The organism is Thermotoga sp. (assembly GCF_021162145.1).
Classification (GTDB): domain Bacteria; phylum Thermotogota; class Thermotogae; order Thermotogales; family Thermotogaceae; genus Thermotoga.
Genome location: NZ_JAGGZH010000010.1, coordinates 1 through 21266 on the forward strand (window position 1 = coordinate 1; position 21266 = coordinate 21266).

Consider the following 21266-nt stretch of genomic DNA (forward strand, 5'->3'; position numbering starts at 1 on the left):
CAACGACGATCACATCATCGCTACCATACTCGCGACTGCGTCTTCTGAAGATCTTCTGGTTGCTATCTCACACACTGGAGAAACAATATCGATGGTGAACTTCGCCAAGAAGGCCAGAGAAAAGAGAGTACCAGTTGTTACAATAACGGGAAACAGGAAATCCACTCTTGCGAAGTACTCGGACGTTGTTCTTGTAACGAATACGAAAGAAACAAAGATAAGGACAGACGCCATGACTTCGAGAATCGTACAACTCGTCATCCTCGATACGATCTACACGCTCCTTGCGGCAAGAGACCCAAGAGCCGTAGAAAACCTCAACAAAAGCAGGTTGGCTGTCTCAGAGCTTAAATACTGAACGTGGAGGGAGAATCATGTATAAAAGAGTGTTGATCGCCACGAGAACCTTCGGTAAGTATTCAGATGATCCGATAGAGTTTCTCAAAAAAGAAGGATTTGAAATTGTGAGAATCGATAGATTCAACCTTTCTGATCTTGAAGGAGTAGATGCACTGATCGTTGGAACACACCATGTGACCGCAGAGATGATCGAAAGGTCAAAACTCAAGATCATCGCAAAGCACGGGGTTGGAGTGGATAACATAGACCTAGAGGCTGCTACAAGAAAAGGAATACCTGTCACCATCACAGCTGGAGCAAATTCGCTTTCTGTCGCAGAACTCACCATCGCTTTCGTTTTCGCTCTGAGCAGGGGCTTGATATGGTCCCACAACAGGCTGTTTCATGAAAAGAGATGGGAAGGAACAGTGGGCCAGGAAGTTACTGGGAAGACGTTTGGTGTGATCGGATTTGGAGCTATAGGTAGGGAAGTTGTCAGAAGGTCCATCTGCCTTGGTATGAATGTTTTGGTTTATGATCCTTACGTGAGTAAAGACACTATAAGAGTGTTTGGGGCAACCCCTGTGGATGAGCTGGACGATCTTTTAAAAGAAAGCGACTTTGTCTCTTTGCACGTTCCGCTGAATGAGAGTACAAGAAACATAATAGGAGAAAGAGAGATTTCTCTCATGAAAAAAACAGCCTTTTTGATCAACACTTCTCGAGGTGGCTTAATAGATGAAGAAGCACTTATAAAGGCTTTGAGAGAAGGAATGATAGCCGGAGCTGCGCTCGACGTTTTCTCTGAAGAGCCCCCAAGTCCCGATTCGCCTTTGTTTGAGTGCCCAAATCTCATCACCACGGCACACATAGGAGCTCACACAAAGGAAGCTATTTACAGGATGAACATGATGGCCGCCCAGGCGGTGGTGGATTTCTTCAACGGGAAAATACCGAAATATGTGGTAAATGAGGAAGTGGTGAACCTTTTGAAACATAAAGGATACCAGGAAACATCTTGAATCACAAGCGACAATATGTTAAAATAACCCTAGCAACGAGCAGGCGTAGCTTCAAGCGGTGGAGCGCCGCCTTGGTAAGGCGGAGGGTGTGGGTTCGAGTCCCACCGCCTGCTCCATTTTTTGTTTTTAGTTTCCACCTTTCAGGAGATGGTAATGTGAACGAAAGGAAAGGGACGCGAACAAGTTCCTTCGGTGTGAAAGGAAGAGAGAGTCATGACTCTTCTCCTTTTTACAACAGGGCATTGTATTCCGAATTTTCCCCTCCAAAACCTTCCAAAGAAGATCTTGTTGAAAACCCTCTTTCTGAAGATTTTCTGGACAGAATAGTTGTTGGAGATGCAAGAGAAGTTTTGAAAAAAATACCTGACCGCTCCATCCACTTGATGATCACCTCGCCTCCTTATAACGTTGGAAAAGAATACGATGAAGATCTCACACTCAAAGAGTACCTCAATTTCATTGAAGATGTGATGAGAGAAGTCTATAGAGTTCTTGTATGGGGTGGAAGGGTTTGCTTTAACGTGGCAAACCTTGGAAGAAAGCCGTACATTCCGCTTCATGCGTACCTCATGGAACTGTTCGAACGAATAGGTTTTCTTATTCGCGGTGAGATCATCTGGGATAAAGGGGAAGCGGTGAGTGGTTCTTCGACTGCCTGGGGGAGCTGGATGTCTCCAGTAAACCCTGTTCTCAGAGATCAGCATGAGTACATCATCGTGCTTAGCAAGGGAAGTTTCAAAAGGGAAAAACCAAAAGAGCACGAGGCAGCTTCCACCATAACGAAGGAGGAATTTCTCGAATTCACAAGGAGCATATGGCGTTTTCCACCCGAATCAGCAAAAAAGGTGAGACACCCTGCTCCCTTTCCAGAAGAGCTCCCTTACAGGTGTATTCAACTCTACACCTTCAAAGGGGACGTTGTCCTCGATCCCTTTGCGGGTGTTGGGACAACGTGCGTGGCGGCTGCAAAAACAGGAAGACATTTCATCGGAGTAGAGATAAATCCAGAGTACGCGAAAAAGGGCGAAGAAAGGGTCAGGGAAGTGATCAACCGGCCGTCTCTTTTTACAATTGATCATCGGCGATAATGATATTTTTTAGCAATTGCTTTTATCAATTCATACCAGTTTTCAAAGTATTCTTTTTTTGCTCTAGCTTTTTCTTCTTCTGTGAACGGTTTGTAGTCAATCTCTAGATAATTTCCACTATTTTTAGATTCCTCAACAAGCTTTTTTACGGTTTTCTTTTTAAGACCGAATCCTCGAGGATTTGTGTTGGTTTTAGGTATCCACCAGTGCTCTTCTAATTTTGAAGGATACTTTTCTATTTCCTTTTGTATGGAACTAAGTGCTTTTGAATTAATAACGCATATTTTAACCTTGTGCTCATCTTTCACAATATAAAGGAGATCTGCTTTAAATTTAAACCTCTTCTTTTTCAGTACTGGGTGCCTGTTTAACCGATAGTATATTGTTCGGGAATTCCCTTTCAAGCATTTCAACAACGAAGTTTTCACGTCTTTTTCCAACATCTGGAGCATTTCCTTCAAAGTACAAAATATCCCAAACTTCTCCCAGAATTTTTGTTTTATCGATATTTCTTTTGAAAACTTTTATCAGAGGATCAGACATACACCTCCTCACCCTCCACGAACACAGCCACGGGATCGTCTTCGAAGAGAAGCGGATTTCTCTCGTACAGACAGAAGTCCGCCTTGAAACCCTTTTCTATCTTTCCTGCCTTTATTCCCACCTGCTTTGCCCCCGCCTCTGTCAGTAGGTAGAAAGTCTCTTCTCTGGAGAAGCCCATCTTCAGGGCGTGTTCGGCTATGTACTTTGGATCACACGGAGAGACGGGAGAGTCAGACGAAAAAGAAATAGAAATTCCCATTTCGAACATCTTCCTGAAGGGATACAAAAGTGCGTTCACTGTCACACTCTTCAGGAGGGGTTGATCCTCGAAGTAGAAATGGGGTTGAACAGAAAAGAATATGTTTCTGGCTCTTTTTAGGTCTTCTTCTTTCACAAATTGGGCGTGTACGATCCTGTGACCAGGATGTCTTTCCAGGACATCCAGAGCTAAGCTTACTGCTTCATCTCCTATTGCGTGGACGTTGAGAACAAGAGCATACCTGTCGCAGAATTCAGCAAGCTCTTCGAGTTTTTCTTGAGTGAGAAGAGAGATTCCCTGAGTTCCGTCGTCGTATTCTCCTGAGATGAGAGCAGTTCTGGCACCCAGAGAACCATCCATGAAGACTTTAACACCCTTTACATGAACCTTCGAATTGAGGTCTCCAAAGAATTCTGGTTTCAGATCTTTCGGTTTCAATTTTTCCAAAAGTCTTATTCTGGAACCTTTAAGCACTTCAAGAAGTTCCTCTACACCCACACCGTACAGATCGTCGCTTTGAACGAAAGTCACACCGTGTTTGAGAAACTCCTCCTCACCTGCTTTGTAAAACTTCGATATGTTCTTTTTGAACACGTACTTGTAGATCTTTTCCAGATTCTCCACAAGGTACCTTTCTTTCACGTTCAAAACCTCCATCGCTTTTTTGTTGATCAAGGCTTTGTGCCCACAGCGTCTGATGAGAAAAACTGGTTTTTCCATCTCATCCAGTCTTCTGAGAACACTCTCATCAGGTTCTTCAGACCAGCCTCTTCCAACAATCAGATCACCTTCCAGGTCTTTTTCGAGGAATTCGTCCCAGCTGCTAAAGAGAACGCTGAACCTGGAAAAGCCTGTTCCTACAACGTGGGTGTGTGAGTCGACGAATCCTGGAACGAGAAAGTATCCTCTTGCATCTAAGACAGAGCCTTCCGCTTTTTCGGAAAAAACACCGCCCTCTACGAAGATATCCTTATGGGAAAATTTCCTCCCGTTCCACACCAGGGCGTTTTTTACAATCATTTCAATCCCCTGCTCCCTGGTTTTTCAGCGGGTATTCCCCGTTTACAAAGAGGACACTCTTCGGGTTCGTAAACCGGAAGTTCTAATCTGAGAAGGCTCTCAAACGGTACACCGAAATCCACCTTACCACCGGAGCGATCGATTATCGATCCCACACACACCACGTCTGCTCCAGAGCTTTTCAGGAGTTCTATCACCTCTTTCACAGATCCACCTGTTGTTACCACATCCTCCACCACAGCCACTCTTTCTCCACTCCTCACGGAAAATCCTCTTCTGAGTTTCATCACGCCGTTTTCTCTTTCTGCGAATAACGATCTTGCTTTCAGGTACCTTGCAACAACGTAAGAGAGAATCACTCCGCCCATCGCAGGACCAGCCACCGTTTCCACGTCGTACTTTTTCAGGAGCTCCGCGAGTTTTTCCCCGACGATGTCCCCGTACTCCGGGAACTCGAAAAGACGGGCGCATTGAACATATCTGGAGGAGTGTTTTCCAGAAGAAAGGATGAAGTGCCCCTCGAGAAGAGCACCTGTTTTTTCCAGTATCTCCTCTATCACATTACCATCCCCTTTATCTTTTCGATCTTTTCTTTTGGATCTTTGCAGAGATAGATCTCTCTCCCGAGAACGGCAAAGTCGGCTATTCCTTTCATCTCCTCCAGACTCACCACGTCCTTTTGATCGTCCGCCTTCACTTCCATTCTGATTCCGGGAACGAGGATCTTACCTTTGATTTTCTCCCTCAAAACCTTCGCCCAGAGACCTGGCAGGACAAAATCACATCCCATTTCGTTCAGTCTTTCTATTTTGTCAAGATAATCTTCCAGAGCTCCTTCCATGGATGTTAGCTTCACCACAACGAACACATGTTTGCTCGTTGTTTCGAGGGCCCTTTTCACACTCTCGTATCCCGCGCAGGAGTGAACGGTGAAACCGATGATAGCGGGATGATCCCAGCTTTTTATGGAACGCTCCACCGTCGAGGGTATGTCGCAGAACTTCAGGTCGAGGATGACTTTCAAGTTTCTTTTTGCGAGCTCGTCGAAGATCCTCTTCCCATAGACGGCAAGGTTGTGTCCCACCTTCACCACATCGAAACTGCCGTTTTCTTCGATGAACCTGATGGGGTCCTCCATGTCGAGACTTAAAACGGGAATCATCCTTTCACCTCCATCAGATATTTCCCGATTTCTTCAACGATACCGGGATCTTTGAAGAGGGCGCTTCCCACCCCTATCACGTCCGCGCCCACGTTCAGAAACTCTTTCGCATCTTTCATAGAATACACACCACCACTTGCGATCACAAGAAGCTTCGGAAACCTTCTCTTCACCTCGTACACTGCCCTGAGGGCGATGGGTTTCAACAGAGGACCAGAGAGTCCCCCTAGTATCATGCTTCCTTTTTCAAAGTGCAGTCCCCTCACCGTGTTCACAAGCGTAATCCCGTTCCATCCTGTGTCTACCACTATCTCGGCAGCCTCTTCCACGAAGATTCCCTCTATTCCTATCTTTGCTATGAGAAAGCTGTCTGGCAGTATTTTTCTGATTTCCACAATAAGAGTCTTCCAGCGTTTCCTGTCCTTGATAATGGAGAGCCCTCCCTCTTTCACGTTCGGGCAGGAAAAGTTGAATTCCACCGCGCAGAATTTATCCGACACCTTTTTGAACGTACGGGCCACTTCCAGGTACTCTTCGAACGAGTCTCCCCCAAGGCTTGCTATCATGGGAACGGGAAGTTCGGGTACGTTCTCAACAAACTCGTGTATCCCTGGATTTTCCAGTCCGATCCTGTTTATCACGTAGAAATCTCCGTCTGCCATTCTGGGTGTCGAATTTCCTTCTTTGGGGTTGAGTGTGACCGTTTTCAGAATGATCCCTCCAACGTACCGATGATCTATGAGCTTCAAGTACTCACCAAAGCCAGCAGGACCAGAGAGAAGAACAAGGGGTGGTTTTAGCTCCAGCACAGTTCATCACCTCTGAATATGGGACCATCCGCGCAGACGTGTTTCACACCGTTTTTTGTGAAAACGGCACACGACTTGCACGCACCTATTCCGCATCCCATGTATTCCTCGAGTGAGAAATAGACTTCCTCTCCTTTCAGGTGTTCCCAGCACACCTCCTCCATTCCCCTGGATCCGGAGACGAGGTACCAGTCGTATTCGGGAAGATCAGAAAGCTTTTTCAGGAAGTTCTCGTCTCCAACGACCGTTTCATACCCGAGAGGGAAAAGAACAGGACTTTTACTTCCAACGAGAATGTCCACGTTCATTTTCTTTTCGAACGCCCTGGCCATCGTGAGACAGGTGGGAGAAATGATGAGAAGCCCCTTTCCATCTCTCCTAAAGCCATTTCCAAGAGGACCATGGCCTTTTATCTTTTTTGCTTCCTCTACGATCCACTTTGTTCCTTTTCCCTTTACCTGAATGGAAACGGCAAGATTCTCTTCCCAGTAACCAAGGACGAAAGGCTTTCTGACGAGTTTGGGAGTCTCCAGCATTATGAACTGCCCCGGTGAAAAATCGAGTTGTTCTTCAAAGAAAACGATCCAGGTGTTTTCATTCACTCTGATCGTTTTCTTCTTGGTCAGGCAAAACCTCTCCATTTATCATCACCCATCTTCCCTTGAGTTTCAACGCAACGACTTTTCCCCTCAATTTAACACCGTCGAACATCGTGTTCTTTCCCTTGCTTTTGAATTTCTTTGCAACCACCACAAACTGCACATTGGGATCTATGAAGACAAGGTCTTCTTTAGTGAGCTCTCCTTTCATTCCCAAAATTTCAAGGGGCCTTTTCGTCATCTTTTCTACCACCATCTCAAGGTCTTCAAGAACGGTGTAGTATACAGAAAAAGCGATCTCTATGGAAGTCGATCCGTAGGGTGCGGAGAGAAAGTCATCTGGTTTTTCAGGATGGGGGGCGTGGTCTGTTGCGAGCACATCGATCACACCCTCTCTCACCGCTTTGATGAGGGCTTTTCTGTCCTCGGGTGATCCAAGTGGTGGGTTGATCTTGAAGTTGGTATTTCTGATGTCTTCGTAGCAGAAAAACAGATGATGAGGTGTCACTTCGCAGCTGACCTTTGCAAGTTTCTTCAGGAAAGTAAGTGTTTCCACCGAATACCTGGTTGTCACATGTTGAATGTGAAACTTCTCAAAACCGTACTCGATACCTGTAAAGACCGTTCTTGCGATCGCCACCGCTTCGTTTGAACGAGGACGTTTTGGCAGATCGAAGCCCGCTCCTTCGTAGAAAATACCGCCTATCTCGTACATCTGGCTGTGGTCGAACCAGAGAGCCTTTTTCTTTTTCTTCATCGTCTCAACGAGCATGGGGTAGTCGTACTTTATTCCATCAGTTGAAAAACCAACAACCCTTTCACCGCATGCTTCGATCGAGCCGAAGGGAGACACAGTGAAGAGAAACTCTATCCTTCTGCTTCTGGAAAGATTCAGGTGTTCCTTTAAGATTTCTTCGCTGTCTATAGGTGGCCTGGTGTTGGGCTGTATAACCACTTTATAAAAGCCTCCCATAAGGGAGGCTTCTTCTAGAGAATTATAATCTTCTCCACCGTTGAGACGAATGTGGGTATGGAGATCAATGAAAGGCGATGTGGCTATCAGCCCTTTTGAAGGAAAAGGTGTTTTTATCTCCTCCTCCATCCATTTTCTCTCGAACGGGTCGTAGACCCTCACTTTATTCCCTCCGATTTCTTTTTCATCTCTTTTTCATCTATTTTACCATCCATTCGATGATCGCATCTATTACTCGTTTGTCAACGTGCCCTTTCTTCATGTATTCTACTGGTGTTGATCTTCCCTCTCCTACCATCATGAGGTGGTTGAGATCTTCGAAGACGAGGATCTTCACGTTTTCTTTGCCTGAAAGTTCTCTCGACCAGATTTTTTGATCTTTTTCGCTCACCTGATAATCTCTTCCACCGAAGATCAGTAGCATGGGAACAGTGAGTTTTTTTGCTGTCAAAACGGGTTGTCTTTCTTTCAGGTCGTAGAAGTATCGGGCGGATGTCCCAAGAACGATCTTATTCGGTGGGATTTCCTTTCTTTTGAGTTTTTCCAGAATCTTCAGAGTTTCTCCCACATTCTTGGCAAGCCCCAGAGACTGAAGGTATTTCAGCTGATCCTCCATGAGTTCTTCAAGTGGTCGAGCGGGGGGTGATATCATGATCACTCCATCTGCCTTTGATCTCTCTGCGATTTCTGGTGCAAGCATGGCACCGAGACTGTGGCCCAGAACATAGACTTCAGAAACGTCTTTCCTTTGTTTCAGTATATTCACCGCCTTTACAGCGTCTTTTATAACCTCTTCTTCGACGGTCAGGGAAGCAGGATTCATCTTCTCTACAAGCGTTCTTTTGTGGTATCTAAGGACGATGATGCCGTTTGAGGACAGTCCGTACGCGATGTCTTTGAAGATCTTGTTGGGACCTATTGTTTCATCCATGTCGTTGGGGCCAGATCCGTGAACGAGGGCAACGGCGGGGAAAGGCCCTTTGCTCTTCGGGATAGTGATCTTTCCAGGAAGACCGTTCACAGAGATGTCTTTTTCTTCAAAGCCCTCCAGGTCTACATAATCGGGAGGTTCGTACTTCGATCCTGTGGCCTGTGTGAAGAACAGGCCCGCAACTTTTCCTTCTCTGTTCATGGTAACCAGTGCTGAGATTTCTCCTCTTTCGAATCTCAAAGTGAAGTTGTAGATTTCGTATTCGCCATGAATGGCTTTTTCATAACCGGTGATCTCTTTAAAACTGCCAAACTGAGTTTTCAGAGAATTCCAGATGTTTGAAAGACTCTGGACGTTAAGCTGCGCCCTCACCTGGTCTGTACACATAGCCAGAGCGGTTCCAAAATCTTCGCTGATGAGTTTCTGAACGAAGAGAAACGCTTCCTGATCGAGTGCACCGAATATCATCACACCGGGAAGAATCAGAAAGAAAACGATGAGTCTCATTTTTCTTCCCTCCTTTTCTTGAATAAGACATTCTCCTTCATTTTGTTTCTCACTTTCAGGGATCTTTCAACGTATACCCTCTCACCCGTGAACGGATCTATTCCGGAGTAGTACATGGCGGTGCTCACCGTTCCAGGGGTGGGTGTGAAGATCTGAATTTGCTGTGGGAAGTATCCGAGGTGTTTCAGGATGAACTTCCTCAGGTAGTTGTTCTCTTTCCAGCCCTCACCGGGATGGCCCACTATGAAGTAGCCGATCACGTACTTTTTCTTTCCCATCTTCCTTGCGATCGATTCGAACCTTCTTTTGAACTCCAAAAACAACTCCACCGGGGGCTTTCTCATCAGTGAAAGTACTTTTGGATGGGCATGTTCCGGGGCAAGTTTCAGCTGGCCAGGGGTGTATTTCACAAGTTCTCTGATGAAGATATCCGGATCATTCTCGGCGAAAACGAAATCGTGCCTGATGCCAGAAGAGACGAAGACGTTCTTCACGCGGGGCAATTTCTTGATTGACTCGAGAAGGGAGATGAACTCGCTGTGGTTCGGCCGAACGACTTTGCAGACACTGGGATACAGGCAAAATTTCTGGCACTGTCCTCTGGTTTCTCTGACGGTGCATCTGGAACCGTAGAAGTTCGCTGTCGGCCCGCCGACATCTGTAATGGTACCTTTGAAGTCTTTTCTTCTGGTGAGAATTTTCACTTCTTCCAGTATAGACTCCTTGCTTCGATAGGAAACGTGTGTGGTCTGGTGTTGTGTGAGGGCACAGAAAGAACAACTTCCAAAACACCCCCTTACGGCTGTGATCGAGAACTTTACAGTCTCTATCGCCTTCACCTTTCCCATTTTCGCGTAAAACGGATGAATCTCTCTCTCAAAGGGAAGAAGGTAGATCTGGTCCAGCTCTTTTTGGGAAAGAGGTCGTTGGGGTGGGTTTTGACTAACGTACCTTGTGTCCTGCCTCTGATAAATCGAGACGTTTCTGTGAAAATCTGTGTACCAGGTCTGGAGTTTGACCGCTTCTGCGTACTTTTTCGGATCTTCGGTGATTTCGTCGAAGGAGGGAAGTTCTATCCCCGTAGAGGGCGGTTTTGACGACCACCAGACAGCACCGCGAATGTGCTTGCACCTTTCCAGATCCTCCGTTTCAGCAAGAGTCTTTGCAATTTCCAGGACGGCTTTTTCTCCCATTCCGTAAACAAGCAGATCTGCCTTTGAATCAACGAGAATGGACTTTCTCACCCTATCGCTCCACCAGTTGTAGTGTGCAAATCTTCTAAGACTCGCCTCTATTCCACCGAGAACAACAGGTACTCCCGGGAAAAACCTTTTTATCAGGTTGGTGTAGACTATTGTTGCCCTGTCTGGTCTTTTTCCGAAGATTCCACCCGGTGTGTACTCGTCTGTCTTTCTCTTTTTCTTGGAGGCTGTGTAATTCGCCACCATCGAATCGACATTCCCAGCGGTGACACCAAAAAAAAGGCGAGGTTTTCCAAGGCGCGTGATGTCCTTTCCCGATCTCCAGTCGGGCTGGGCGATTATTCCTACTCTGAAACCGTGGGAAACGAGGTAATGACCGATGAGGGAAACACCAAAAGAAGGGTGGTCCACGTAAGCATCGCCCGTGACAAGGATTATGTCGAGTTCCTTCCAGCCCAGTTTTTCTATCTCTTCGCGAGTTGTAGGAAGAAACATCATGATCACCCTATGTATTTTAAAACGAAAGGGTCTCCTGTTGGGACTTGATTAAAAAAACAGGGTGCATGGGAGCAACGCTTACTTCTTCTTTGTCTGCCCTATTTTTTCGTTGTGAATAGTTATCAGCACATCCACCAGTATCAACGTGATCATCTTCCTTACCTCTTTTTTGAGAATAATTCTCATCTCCCATGTATAAGTATACCACTGAGGGTTTAAGGATTTAATGAGGTAATACTAATTGTTTGTAAAAGGTCCTGGTTTGGCCGAAGAACAAAAGGATCGTGGCGTGAAAATATTTTTTTGGATGCTTGACAAAATATTTGGGTATATATTAAAATATTTTGCGGGAGGTGACAAAATATGCTACCTAAGTGTCCTGTGTGTGGAAGAGAGATGATGGTGACAGAACTACATTGTGATAGAGATAACGTCACGGTGAAAGGTCGCTTCAAAACGAGTCCATTTGACTTTCTCGATAGAGAAGAGCTCGAGTTCGTCATTTTGTTCTTCAGGGCTAGGGGAAATCTTAAGGAGATAGAGCGTTACACAGGGCAGGGTTACTTCGCTTTGAGAGGAAGACTGGAGAGAATTCTGGAAAAGATGAAGCTGCAACCACTTGGTGAGGTGAAAGAAGAGGTCTCGGAAGAAGATCTCTTCAAACAGGTGAAGGAGGGAAAGATCAGTGTTGAGGAAGCGCTGGAACTTCTTAGGAAGAAGAAAAAAGGAGGGGAAAACGATGTCTGAAGAAATCAGGAAAATCCTGGAGGCTGTGGCAAGAGGTGAGATCAGCCCGGAAGAAGGAGAGTTGCTGTTAAAGGCCTTGCAAGAGAAGGAAAAGGAAGGAAAAGAGTGGGAGAAGGACCTTTCGGAAAAGAATTTCGTCCTGGAGGAAGATGAAGCGGTGGAGGGGGACCTTGTTCTCTCCAAGAAGAAAGTGATCGTAAAGGGAAAAGTGAAGGGAGATCTTGTTCTCATCAACTGTGAGACGTTCTTTTCCGGGGAAGTGGAAGGAGATCTTGCTGTAATCAGTGGAAAGATCGAGTTCGACGGAGGAAAAGTGAAAGGAGATCTTGCACTCATCGGTGCAAAAGAGTCCGGTAGGAAACCCTCAGTGGGAGGAGATGTTGCTAGAATATCGAACTTCTTTGTCAGCGGTATGTTGAAAATGTTCTCTACTTTCATCAGCAACATCTCCGTTTCCTCCAAGAAGAAAAATAGCGAAAGAGAGGGGTGATCACTCCATGAAGGTATACCTGATGGTTTCAGCAATTCTGGTGGCAGGATTGTTTTCGCTGATATGGCTGTACGTGCTGCTTTTTTCCGCTACAGAAATAGTACCATCTACCCCTGTTGTACAGGAGCTAAGCATCACCGAGACATCCAGCGCAATGATACCCGAAAGCTTCCGGAGTCGATAAGGAGGGAACCTAATGAACGATCTTGCTTTCTGGAAGAGGAACTTCGTTCTTCTTGCCCTCGGGAGGTTTGTATCCATTCTTGGAAGTTCCATTCAGGCGGTTGCGATTCCCCTTTTTGTTCTGGATTTAACGCATTCCGGAACGGCGGTTGCCACCATGAGCATTGCTTACATGATTCCAAGGATATTCCTTATGCCCATCGCGGGAGTTATCGGTGATCGTGGAAACAGGAAGTTTCTCATGGTTTCGATGGATTTTCTGAGGGGATTTTTGATCTGTTTTCTCGCACTCCTTGCTGCTAGGGATTCCGTCACACTTTCCGTTCTCTACCTCTCTCAAGTTGCTATGGCGATCATGGACAATCTCTTTGAGATACCAACCGGTGCGATGTTTCCGGACATCGTCCCGGCTGATTTTTTGATGAAGGCGAACTCCATCATGGGTATGGTGAGGATCTTTCCACAAATTCTGGGCCCTGCTCTTGGAGGGGTGATCTACGGTTTCTATGGCATAGCAATTGTATTTCTGGTAAACGGAATCTCTTTTGTTCTTTCTGCCATCAGCGAGATCTTCATAGTTTACAAGCGAAGAGTTGAGAAGAAATCTGCCCATTTTTCACAGATATTCGAAGATCTGAAGGAAGGCTTCCTTTTCGTCTGGCAACACACCCTCATTCGAACCATTTTAATTTTTGCTCTGTTTTTGAACTTTCTCATCTCACCACTTTTCATGGTCGTCTACCCTTACACGATCAGAGAAGTAATGAAGTTCTCTGCTCAGGAGTTTGGCTTCCTCGAGACTTCTTTCACCACGGGAGCGCTCATCGGGAATTTTCTGATAGTGTCTTACCTTTCCAAGAGAAATATGTGGAAGGCTATGAAAATCTCCATTTTTCTCTTCGAGATCCCCATCGTGTTCCTGGGAATTCTGGTGATGCCAGGTGTTTCCTCAAACCTGGAAAGAAAGATCCTCTTTGCAGCGTTCTTTGTCACGTTCTTGATAATGGGGTTCTTGAATCCCTTGATCAATGTGCCACTGGACACAGCGTTTCAGAAAATGACTCCTTCACATGTGAGAGCGAGGGCCTTTTCGTTTTTGATCCTCGTCAGCAACGGCATGATACCACTTGGTTCTGTTTTATACGGTTATCTGGTAGACAAAACGCCTGTGCACTTTTTGTACTACGGGGTTGGAGTGCTTTCTCTTTTGATCGCTGTGTTGCTTCTGGTGGTCCTGGAAGGGAAAGAACTTCCCACTTGATTTTTTCAAGATACTTTGCTAGAATAGTAACCAAATAGAGGTGAAAAGTTATGCAAAGCAAGAGAATGATATGCATCGAATTTGTTGAGTGCGATTATTATTACTTTTGGTTTAACAGGGGCACCTGTCCGTGAGTGCAACCGCTCCGGGCAGGTGCCTTTTTCGGTATCTGCCCGGAGCGATAAAGAACACCAAAGGGCTCCGGGCAGCGGAGCCCTTTTTTTATTATTAAAACTTCGGGAGGTGATAGGTCTATGATAGTGGTTCTGAGACCCGGTTCTACGGAGGAAGACATAAAGAAGGTGGTGAAGTTGGCGGAGAGTTACAACTTGAGGTGTCACATTTCCAAAGGCCAGGAGCGTACGGTGATCGGCATCATCGGTGACGACAGGTATGTGGTGGCAGACAAGTTCGAATCTCTGGACTGTGTAGAAAGTGTTGTGAGGGTGCTCAAGCCCTACAAACTCGTCTCGCGTGAATTCCATCCAGAAGACACGGTGATAGACCTCGGGAACGTGAAGATAGGAAACGGATACTTCACCATCATAGCAGGACCCTGTGCGGTGGAAGACAGAGAGATGCTCATGGAAACCGCCCATTTTCTCAGCGGGTTTGGGGTGAAGGTTTTAAGAGGAGGAGCTTACAAACCGCGTACCTCACCTTACTCCTTCCAGGGACTGGGCGAGAAAGGGCTGGAATATTTGAGAGAGGCTGCAGACAGATACGGTATGTACGTTGTGACGGAAGCTCTTGGCGAAGAAGAACTTCCGAAAGTGGCGGAATACGCCGATATCATCCAGATCGGTGCAAGGAACGCTCAGAACTTCAGACTCCTGTCGAAGGCAGGAAGCTACGACAAACCAGTTCTTTTGAAAAGAGGTTTCATGAACACTATCGAAGAATTTTTGCTTTCTGCAGAGTACATCGCAAACTCCGGAAACACGAAGATCATACTGTGTGAGAGAGGAATCAGAACCTTTGAGAAGGCAACGAGGAATACGCTGGACATCTCCGCTGTTCCGATTATCAGGAAAGAATCACACCTTCCTGTTCTCGTTGATCCAAGTCACTCGGGTGGAAGAAGAGACCTCGTCATCCCGCTTTCCCGAGCGGCCATAGCCGTTGGAGCTCACGGAGTCATGGTGGAAGTTCATCCGGAACCTGAAAAAGCGCTTTCGGATGGAAAGCAAAGTCTTGATTTCAAGCTCTTTGAAGAACTTGTTCAAGAAATGAAAAAGCTCGCAGAAGCTCTGGGGGTGAAGGTAAATTGACTGTATCCATACTGGGTGCAGGATGTATAGGGGGATCCATGGCTTTGGCTTTGAAAGAAAAACATCACATCAAAACCTTCGATCACAACGAAGAGGTTTTGGCCTCTTTGAAAAAAGAAGGAATAGAAGTTGTCGACGATCGTGAGAATCTCTACGACGCGGATCTTCTGATTCTTGCTCTTCCTATGAATGTAGAGGAACGTTTTCTGAGGGAAACAAATTTCGAAGGAAAGATCTTGGACGTGGCGAGCGTAAAGACACCCTTTGTGGAGATAGCAAGAGAGAGAAAGTTGAACTTCATCGGTGGACATCCCATGGCAGGAAACGAAAGGAGGGGAAAAGCAGGTTGGGATCCTAGGATGTTCGAAAGAAGGATCTTCTTTCTCTGCTCTCTCGATGGAAAAAAAGACGATATCGTTGAAGACATTGTGAAGGATCTTGGGGCCAATCCCGTTTGGGTAGATTACAGAAGACACGACGAGATCGTCGCCGCTGTAAGCCACGTGCAATACCTGATCTCCCTGAGTGCTCGATTCGTGGGGAAACCCTTCGAAGGGTACGCAGGGCCCGGTTATCAGTCGAACACGAGGCTCTCAAAACAAAACATGGAAATGGCACTGGATATGATCAGATATAATAAAGAAAACATCCTCAGATACCTTGAGAACGCAAAAAGTTTCCTGAACACCCTCTATATCTTTATAGAGACGGAAGACTTTGAAGGCTTAGAGAAAGCCATAAGGGAAGTGATAGCGTGAAGATACTTCCTGCGAAGAAAGTCTCCGGAACACTGGATGTTCCTCCGGACAAGTCCATAACCCACAGGGCATTCATTCTTTCAGCTCTCGCGGAGACCGAAAGCACTCTCTACAACCTTCTAAGGTGCCTTGACACGGAGAGAACATACGATATTCTCAAAACTCTTGGTACGGTGTTCGAAGGAGATTGGGAAAAGATGAAAGTAGTTCCTCGGCCGTTTGTTGAGCCAATCGATCCCCTCTTCTGTGGAAACTCCGGAACTACCACAAGATTGATGAGTGGTGTGCTTGCCTCACATGAGATGTTCACGATTCTCTATGGAGATCCCTCTCTTTCCAGAAGACCGATGAGAAGGGTGATGGAACCTCTGGAGATGATGGGAGCGCGCTTCATGGCGAGGCAGAACAACTTCCTTCCTATGGCCATAAAAGGCAATCACCTTTCAGGTATCAGTTACAAAACCCCGGTGGCAAGCGCTCAGGTGAAGAGCGCCATTCTTTTGGCTGGACTCAGAGCGAGTGGAAGAACGATCGTCATCGAGCCGGCAAAAAGCAGGGATCACACAGAAAGAATGCTCAAGAACCTGGGAGTTCCTGTTGAAGAGGAAGGAACGCGAGTGGTTCTCGAGCCATCTTCCTTCAAGGGTTTCAAGATGAGAATACCAGGAGATATTTCTTCGGCAGCTTTTTTCATCGTTCTCGGTGCGATTCATCCCAACGCCCGTATAACAATAACGGAAGTGGGACTGAATCCCACTCGAACTGGTCTTCTCGAAGTCATGAAACTCATGGGTGCGAACGTGGAGTGGGAGATCACAGAAGAAAATCTCGAACCGATCGGAGTTGTGAGAGTGGAAACTTCTCCAAACATGAAAGGGATCATCGTACCGAAAGACATGATACCACTCATGATAGATGAACTTCCGCTTGTTGCACTTCTTGGTGTTTTTGCCAAAGGAGAAACTGTCGTCAGAGGTGCGGAAGAACTGAGGAAAAAGGAGTCGGACAGGATAAAGGTGCTGGTGGAGAACTTCAGAAGAATCGGTGTAGAGGTAGAGGAATTCAGAGATGGCTTCAAAGTCTCTGGAAAACAGAGAATAAAGGGTGGGGTAGTGGACCCGGAGGGTGACCACAGAATGGCGATGCTCTTTTCAATAGCGGGCCTTGTGAGTGAGGAAGGTATTGATGTGAAGAACCACGAGTGTGTGGCTGTTTCGCTTCCAAATTTCTATGAGCTTCTTGAAAGGGTGATGATGGTATGAGGTTTTGCATCATCGGATATCCGGTGAAACACAGCATATCCCCGCGGCTGTACAACGAGTACTTCAGGAGGGCAGGAATGAATCACCTGTACGTTATGGAGGAGATATTGCCAAGGGATTTCGATACCGAGATAAAAAGGGTGTTGAAGGAGTACGATGGTTTTAACGTCACCATTCCACACAAAGAGAGAGTTATGGATTATGTAGATCCCGACGAGAATGCAAGGAGAATAAAAGCAGTCAACTGTGTTTTCTGTGGGAAAGGATACAACACAGATTGGTTGGGAGTGGTGAAGTCTTTAGAAGGAACGGAGGTAAAGGAACCCGTCATCGTTGTGGGAGCGGGTGGAGCGGCACGGGCAGTAATCTACGCCCTCCTTCAGCTGGGGGTTGAGGACATCTGGGTGACAAACAGAACGCTCGAGAGGGCCGAAAATCTGGAGTTTCCTGTAAAAACTTTTTCACTTGATCGTCTCGATGAAATGGTGAGAAAAGCAAAGAGTTTCTTCAACTCCACTTCCGTTGGTATGAAGGGCGAGAGACTGCCTGTTTCCGACACTTCACTGAAAAACCTGTATCTCGTTTACGATGTGATCTATTTCGACACCCCGCTCGTTGTGAAAGCGAAGGAACTTGGTGTGAAACATGTCATAAAGGGAGATCTCATGTTCTACTATCAGGCGATGGAGAATCTGAAAGTATGGGGAATATACAACGAGAAGGTTTTCAAAGAAGTGTTCGAGGAGGTTCTGAGATGAAGATCACAATAGCAGGGGATTCCCACGGAAAGTGCATGGTTGCGATTCTGGAGGGTATCCCTGCTGGGGTAAGAATCGATGAAGATCTCATAAGGAACGATCTTTTCAGGAGAAGAAACTGTTACGGTAGAGGGGAGAGGATGAAAATAGAGGAAGATGCGTTCGAAATAGTTTCAGGATTGTGGAAAGGTGTCACAACGGGTGCTCCGGTGACGATCCTCGTTCCTAACAGGGCAGGGAACCCTGTGAAGGATGTTCGAAGTGTTCCAAGACCTGGGCATATCGATTACGCTGCATGGGTGAAATACAAACTTCCAGACCTGAACGTCTACGTGGAGCGATCCAGTGCGAGGTGGACGGTGGCACTCACAGCGGCGGGGGCTCTTTTGAAGAGTCTTCTCAGAGAGTTCGGTATCGAAGTACTCGGATTCGTCACTAGACTCGGAGGTGTGGAGGCAAAGGACATCCCGAACGATTTCGAGGAACTGAAGAGAAAGAGGAACGAGTCTGAGGTTTTCTGTCCAGATCCTGTGGCAACGAAGGAAATGATCGTCGAGATCGACAGGGCAAAAAGAGAGGGGAACACTCTCGGTGGCAAGGTGAGGGTCGTTGCAAAAGGGATTCCCGCAGGTATCGGGAGTTATTCGGACCTGTTCAAAAAACTCGATTCGAAGATAGGTTCACTCTTTTTCACCATTCCTGCTGTTAAGGGTGTAGTGGTGGGAAATGAAGAGATGTGGTATGGGTTTGACTACCTGGACGAGTTCGAGATCCTGGATGGGAAGATTCGAAGAAAGACGAACAACTTGGGTGGAATAGAAGGTGGGATTTCTAACGGTGAAGATATCTGGGTGAACGTCTACGTGAAGCCCATTCCCACTACGGGGAAACCTCTGGATTCCGTTGATCTGCGAGCGATGAAGCCCGAAAAAACACCGTACGTGAGATCGGATGTGACTGCTGTGCCTCCCGCTTCCGTTGTATGTGAAGCGGCTCTCGCTGTAGTGCTCTCAGACGTTTTGCTCGATCACCTGGGTGAGGGAAACATCAACGACCTGAAAAGGAGGTTCGAGAATGAGGATCTTCCTCGTTGGGATGATGGGTTCTGGAAAGAGCACGATAGGTAAAAAAGTAGCGGACGTACTCGATCTTGAGTTCGTGGACATGGACGCTGAGATAGAAAGAAGGGAAAAGAGAAGCATCAACCGAATCTTCGAAGAAGATGGAGAAGAATACTTCAGACTGAGAGAAAAGGCCCTTTTGAAAGAGCTCGTTCAAAAAGACAATATCGTGGTGTCAACGGGTGGAGGAGTGGTTCTTGATCCGGAAAGCAGAGAACTTTTGAAGAAAGAAAAGACACTTTTCCTCTATGCTCCTCCCGAAGTGTTGATCGAGAGAGTTACGGAAGAGAACAGACCCCTCCTCAAGGAGGGTAAAGAGAAAATATACGAGATTTGGGAAGGAAGAAAGCATTTTTACGCGGAGTTCAGAAGAATCGATACTTCCAGGCTGAATGAGTGGGAAACGACAGCACTCGTCGTTCTGGAAGCACTCGATGGAAAGGAAGTGTTGGTGATAGAAAAACCCCATCGTGTGGAGATCGTCCTTGGAGGCTTCAAAAGAGTTAGGGATGAAGAACTGGTCTTCACTACAGAGAGAGTTGAAAAGATTTACGGAAGGTACCTTCCAGAAAGGAGGTTGCTCTTTCCAGATGGAGAAGCCGTGAAGAGTCTAGAACACGTTACAAGAGCTTACTACGAACTTGTGAAGATGGACTTTCCAAGGGACAAAGTCATTGTCGGTGTCGGGGGAGGAGCCCTCACAGATTTTACCGGCTTTGTGGCCAGCACTTTCAAGAGGGGTGTGGGACTCTCCTTCTACCCAACTACCCTTCTCGCTCAGGTTGATGCCTCCGTTGGGGGAAAGAACGCCATCGATTTTGCAGGAGTGAAGAACATCATCGGAACTTTCAGAATGCCTGATTATGTGATCATAGATCCTGTCGTAGCACTCTCCATGGACGAAGGTAGGTTTGAAGAGGGTGTGGTAGAAGCCTTCAAGATGACCCTCCTCTCCGGAAAGGGATTGGACCTCTTCGATGATCCGGAGAAGATAGAAAAGAGAAGTCTCAGAGTTCTCAGTGAGATGGTGAAGATATCCGTGGAAGAGAAGGCAAAGATAGTGGTGGAAGATCCCTACGATAAAGTGTTGAGACATGCTCTGAACCTGGGTCACACACTGGGGCATGTCTACGAGATGCTGGAAGAGGTCCCCCACGGTATAGCAGTGGCCTGGGGGCTCGAGAAAGAGACGATGTACCTGTACAGAAAGGGGATAGTTCCAAAGGAGACCTTGAAGTGGATCGTTGAGAGAATAAAGCAGATCGTACCGATCCCGGTTCCGGCCATCGACAGAGAGAAGGCTAGAAATCTGATTCTGAACGACAAAAAAATCCTGAAAGGGTCCAGGGTGCGACTTCCTTACGTGAGAGAGATCGGAAAGGTGGAGTTTCTGGAAGTGGATCCCCTCGAACTTCTGGAGGTGGTAGATTGAAGCTGCTCGTTGTGAACGGACCGAATCTGAACATGTTAGGAAAGAGAGACAAGAGTGTATATGGAAGTTTCGCGTACGATGAGCTGGTGAAGATGATAGAGGATTGGTCGAGAGAAAACAACGTGGAGGTGGAGGTCTTCCAGTCCAATCACGAGGGAGAGATCGTGGACAGGTTGCACAGACTCGACTTCGACGGCTTAGTCATAAACCCCGGCGCGTTCACGCACTACAGCTACGCCATAAGGGATGCCCTCGAGATCGTGAGAGTGCCGAAGGTTGAGGTTCACATATCGAACATACACAGAAGGGAAGAGTTCAGAAGAAAGAGTGTTACGGCAGAGGTCTGTGACGGTCAGATCAGCGGCCTTGGGGTTTATGGGTACATACTCGCACTAGAGTACGTGAAAAAAGTCTCCTCTGAAAGCACCGATTAAAAAGTAAACACCAAATCCTATCAGGATCATAGATGTTGATACGAGAACGATCCTGTACACACCTTTCCATGAAGGTTTCGTGAAAAGCTGTCCAACAACACCTAGAAGGGTGTACCAGGTTATGTCCGAAAGTATATGACCCAAATAGAACAGAAGAACACCGAGGAAAAGTTGTTCTCTTGCCCGGAAAAGAAAAGCACTCCCAACCGAAAACCACCAGAGAAGAAAATAGGGATTTGAAAGAGAAACGAGTGCCCCTTGAACAGGGAGTGAAAGTTTGGAGTTTCCGGTATTAGCGCTCAAGGATAGGTCTTTTACCTCATAAAGCTGGGAGATTCCCATGTACACAAGAAAGGCTCCTCCTATCAGTGAAATCACCTTCATGAGGAAAGGAGGAATCGTCTGAACACCAACCAGCAGTAACAGAACCAGGAGTGCTTCCAGAAGAACATGGCCTGTTATCAATTTCAGGGGCGCTTTCCAATCTTTTGTGCTTCTGGAGATAGCGATGGCCATTAAAGGACCCGGTGCCATCGCACCGGAAAGTCCAACGAGAAAACTTCCAAAGAATATGGAAAGCATACTTTTTTTCCTCTC

24 protein-coding genes and 1 tRNA gene are annotated in these 21266 nt (G+C 46.6%); 14 read left to right on the top strand and 11 right to left on the bottom strand.

Annotated elements, in window-relative coordinates; genetic code table 11:
- The 4 genes from J7K79_RS00520 to J7K79_RS00535 all read left to right on the top strand — a co-directional run.
- Window positions 1–358, top strand: a 358-nt coding sequence (locus J7K79_RS00520; RefSeq protein ID WP_296903976.1) for a MurR/RpiR family transcriptional regulator, incomplete at its 5' end; no start/stop codon positions are given.
- Between the two features lie 16 nt (window positions 359–374).
- Window positions 375–1361, top strand: coding sequence for a phosphoglycerate dehydrogenase (locus J7K79_RS00525; protein WP_296903978.1), 987 nt, complete (start codon window positions 375–377; stop codon window positions 1359–1361).
- A gap of 39 nt (window positions 1362–1400) precedes the next feature.
- Window positions 1401–1477: transfer RNA gene (locus J7K79_RS00530), tRNA-Thr, on the top strand.
- 39 nt (window positions 1478–1516) lie between these two features.
- Window positions 1517–2449: a site-specific DNA-methyltransferase gene (locus J7K79_RS00535; protein ID WP_296903980.1), complete on the top strand. Its 933-nt coding sequence runs from the start codon at window positions 1517–1519 to the stop codon at window positions 2447–2449.
- Here the strand turns inward: J7K79_RS00535 and J7K79_RS00540 are convergent.
- From J7K79_RS00540 to J7K79_RS00585, 10 genes are read right to left on the bottom strand one after another with little or no spacing between them, the layout of a single operon-like run.
- Window positions 2437–2757: a hypothetical protein gene (locus tag J7K79_RS00540; RefSeq protein WP_296903982.1), complete on the bottom strand. Its 321-nt coding sequence runs from the start codon at window positions 2755–2757 to the stop codon at window positions 2437–2439. The genes J7K79_RS00535 and J7K79_RS00540 overlap by 13 nt on opposite strands.
- 25 nt (window positions 2758–2782) lie before the next feature.
- A complete protein-coding gene (locus J7K79_RS00545; protein WP_296903984.1) occupies window positions 2783–2992 on the bottom strand; it encodes a hypothetical protein in 210 nt (69 codons plus the stop codon).
- A complete protein-coding gene (locus J7K79_RS00550) occupies window positions 2985–4271 on the bottom strand; it encodes an amidohydrolase family protein (RefSeq protein WP_296903986.1) in 1287 nt (428 codons plus the stop codon). The genes J7K79_RS00545 and J7K79_RS00550 overlap by 8 nt, the downstream gene beginning before the upstream one ends.
- Window positions 4268–4831: an orotate phosphoribosyltransferase gene (gene pyrE, locus J7K79_RS00555; RefSeq protein WP_296903989.1), complete on the bottom strand. Its 564-nt coding sequence runs from the start codon at window positions 4829–4831 to the stop codon at window positions 4268–4270. The genes J7K79_RS00550 and pyrE overlap by 4 nt, the downstream gene beginning before the upstream one ends.
- The gene (gene pyrF / locus J7K79_RS00560) at window positions 4828–5433 is read right to left on the bottom strand and encodes an orotidine-5'-phosphate decarboxylase (RefSeq protein ID WP_296903991.1); all 606 of its coding nucleotides are present in this window, start codon (window positions 5431–5433) and stop codon (window positions 4828–4830) included. Before pyrF ends, pyrE begins: the two co-directional genes overlap by 4 nt.
- On the bottom strand, window positions 5430–6242 hold the full coding sequence (locus J7K79_RS00565) for a dihydroorotate dehydrogenase (protein ID WP_296903993.1): 813 nt from the start codon (window positions 6240–6242) through the stop codon (window positions 5430–5432). Before J7K79_RS00565 ends, pyrF begins: the two co-directional genes overlap by 4 nt.
- On the bottom strand, window positions 6230–6883 hold the full coding sequence (locus J7K79_RS00570) for a dihydroorotate dehydrogenase (RefSeq protein WP_296903996.1): 654 nt from the start codon (window positions 6881–6883) through the stop codon (window positions 6230–6232). Before J7K79_RS00570 ends, J7K79_RS00565 begins: the two co-directional genes overlap by 13 nt.
- On the bottom strand, window positions 6837–7976 hold the full coding sequence (locus J7K79_RS00575) for a dihydroorotase (RefSeq protein ID WP_296903999.1): 1140 nt from the start codon (window positions 7974–7976) through the stop codon (window positions 6837–6839). Before J7K79_RS00575 ends, J7K79_RS00570 begins: the two co-directional genes overlap by 47 nt.
- A gap of 37 nt (window positions 7977–8013) precedes the next feature.
- Window positions 8014–9252 (bottom strand): DUF3887 domain-containing protein, encoded by a 1239-nt coding sequence (locus J7K79_RS00580; RefSeq protein WP_296904002.1) that lies wholly within the window; start codon window positions 9250–9252, stop codon window positions 8014–8016.
- Window positions 9249–10949, bottom strand: coding sequence for a YgiQ family radical SAM protein (locus J7K79_RS00585; RefSeq protein WP_296904100.1), 1701 nt, complete (start codon window positions 10947–10949; stop codon window positions 9249–9251). The genes J7K79_RS00580 and J7K79_RS00585 overlap by 4 nt, the downstream gene beginning before the upstream one ends.
- Window positions 10950–11315: 366 nt before the next feature.
- On the opposite strand from J7K79_RS00585, the gene J7K79_RS00590 reads away from it, so the two are divergent.
- The 10 genes from J7K79_RS00590 to aroQ all read left to right on the top strand — a co-directional run bounded on the left by J7K79_RS00590 (window position 11316) and on the right by aroQ (window position 20669).
- Window positions 11316–11699 (top strand): DUF2089 family protein, encoded by a 384-nt coding sequence (locus tag J7K79_RS00590; protein WP_296904004.1) that lies wholly within the window; start codon window positions 11316–11318, stop codon window positions 11697–11699.
- On the top strand, window positions 11692–12189 hold the full coding sequence (locus tag J7K79_RS00595) for a hypothetical protein (protein WP_296904007.1): 498 nt from the start codon (window positions 11692–11694) through the stop codon (window positions 12187–12189). The genes J7K79_RS00590 and J7K79_RS00595 overlap by 8 nt, the downstream gene beginning before the upstream one ends.
- A 196-nt stretch (window positions 12190–12385) precedes the next feature.
- Window positions 12386–13633, top strand: coding sequence for an MFS transporter (locus J7K79_RS00600; RefSeq protein ID WP_296904009.1), 1248 nt, complete (start codon window positions 12386–12388; stop codon window positions 13631–13633).
- 254 nt (window positions 13634–13887) lie between these two features.
- Complete coding sequence (aroF, locus tag J7K79_RS00605; RefSeq protein WP_296904012.1) at window positions 13888–14904, top strand: 3-deoxy-7-phosphoheptulonate synthase; 1017 nt, start codon at window positions 13888–13890, stop codon at window positions 14902–14904.
- A complete protein-coding gene (locus J7K79_RS00610; protein ID WP_296904015.1) occupies window positions 14901–15662 on the top strand; it encodes a prephenate dehydrogenase in 762 nt (253 codons plus the stop codon). Before aroF ends, J7K79_RS00610 begins: the two co-directional genes overlap by 4 nt.
- Window positions 15659–16924 carry a 3-phosphoshikimate 1-carboxyvinyltransferase gene (gene aroA / locus J7K79_RS00615; protein WP_296904017.1) on the top strand — a complete coding sequence of 422 codons (1266 nt, stop codon included), beginning with the start codon at window positions 15659–15661 and terminating at the stop codon, window positions 16922–16924. Before J7K79_RS00610 ends, aroA begins: the two co-directional genes overlap by 4 nt.
- Window positions 16921–17682 (top strand): shikimate 5-dehydrogenase, encoded by a 762-nt coding sequence (aroE, locus tag J7K79_RS00620; protein ID WP_296904020.1) that lies wholly within the window; start codon window positions 16921–16923, stop codon window positions 17680–17682. Before aroA ends, aroE begins: the two co-directional genes overlap by 4 nt.
- Window positions 17679–18809 carry a chorismate synthase gene (aroC, locus tag J7K79_RS00625; protein WP_296904023.1) on the top strand — a complete coding sequence of 377 codons (1131 nt, stop codon included), beginning with the start codon at window positions 17679–17681 and terminating at the stop codon, window positions 18807–18809. Before aroE ends, aroC begins: the two co-directional genes overlap by 4 nt.
- Window positions 18757–20235 carry a bifunctional shikimate kinase AroK/3-dehydroquinate synthase AroB gene (aroB, locus tag J7K79_RS00630; RefSeq protein ID WP_296904026.1) on the top strand — a complete coding sequence of 493 codons (1479 nt, stop codon included), beginning with the start codon at window positions 18757–18759 and terminating at the stop codon, window positions 20233–20235. The genes aroC and aroB overlap by 53 nt, the downstream gene beginning before the upstream one ends.
- Window positions 20232–20669 carry a type II 3-dehydroquinate dehydratase gene (gene aroQ / locus J7K79_RS00635; RefSeq protein WP_296904029.1) on the top strand — a complete coding sequence of 146 codons (438 nt, stop codon included), beginning with the start codon at window positions 20232–20234 and terminating at the stop codon, window positions 20667–20669. The genes aroB and aroQ overlap by 4 nt, the downstream gene beginning before the upstream one ends.
- Here aroQ and J7K79_RS00640 read toward each other — a convergent pair.
- Window positions 20628–21251, bottom strand: a complete 624-nt coding sequence (locus J7K79_RS00640) for a LysE family transporter (protein ID WP_296904032.1) — start codon at window positions 21249–21251, stop codon at window positions 20628–20630. The two genes, aroQ and J7K79_RS00640, sit on opposite strands and share 42 nt — an antisense overlap.
- Window positions 21252–21266 lie beyond the last annotated feature (15 nt).

Excerpts from the sequence above, each read along its gene's own strand:
- J7K79_RS00525 (WP_296903978.1), top strand. The coding sequence starts at position 375 with ATGTATAAAAGAGTGTTGATCGCCACGAGAACCTTCGGTAAGTATTCA.
- J7K79_RS00545 (WP_296903984.1), bottom strand. The coding sequence starts at position 2,992 with ATGTCTGATCCTCTGATAAAAGTTTTCAAAAGAAATATCGATAAAACA.
- J7K79_RS00550 (WP_296903986.1), bottom strand. The coding sequence starts at position 4,271 with ATGATTGTAAAAAACGCCCTGGTGTGGAACGGGAGGAAATTTTCCCAT.
- pyrF (WP_296903991.1), bottom strand. The coding sequence starts at position 5,433 with ATGATTCCCGTTTTAAGTCTCGACATGGAGGACCCCATCAGGTTCATC.
- J7K79_RS00570 (WP_296903996.1), bottom strand. The coding sequence starts at position 6,883 with ATGGAGAGGTTTTGCCTGACCAAGAAGAAAACGATCAGAGTGAATGAA.
- J7K79_RS00580 (WP_296904002.1), bottom strand. The coding sequence starts at position 9,252 with ATGAGACTCATCGTTTTCTTTCTGATTCTTCCCGGTGTGATGATATTC.
- J7K79_RS00585 (WP_296904100.1), bottom strand. The coding sequence starts at position 10,949 with ATGTTTCTTCCTACAACTCGCGAAGAGATAGAAAAACTGGGCTGGAAG.
- J7K79_RS00590 (WP_296904004.1), top strand. The coding sequence starts at position 11,316 with ATGCTACCTAAGTGTCCTGTGTGTGGAAGAGAGATGATGGTGACAGAA.
- J7K79_RS00595 (WP_296904007.1), top strand. The coding sequence starts at position 11,692 with ATGTCTGAAGAAATCAGGAAAATCCTGGAGGCTGTGGCAAGAGGTGAG.
- J7K79_RS00600 (WP_296904009.1), top strand. The coding sequence starts at position 12,386 with ATGAACGATCTTGCTTTCTGGAAGAGGAACTTCGTTCTTCTTGCCCTC.
- aroF (WP_296904012.1), top strand. The coding sequence starts at position 13,888 with ATGATAGTGGTTCTGAGACCCGGTTCTACGGAGGAAGACATAAAGAAG.
- aroE (WP_296904020.1), top strand. The coding sequence starts at position 16,921 with ATGAGGTTTTGCATCATCGGATATCCGGTGAAACACAGCATATCCCCG.
- aroC (WP_296904023.1), top strand. The coding sequence starts at position 17,679 with ATGAAGATCACAATAGCAGGGGATTCCCACGGAAAGTGCATGGTTGCG.
- aroB (WP_296904026.1), top strand. The coding sequence starts at position 18,757 with ATGAGGATCTTCCTCGTTGGGATGATGGGTTCTGGAAAGAGCACGATA.
- J7K79_RS00640 (WP_296904032.1), bottom strand. The coding sequence starts at position 21,251 with ATGCTTTCCATATTCTTTGGAAGTTTTCTCGTTGGACTTTCCGGTGCG.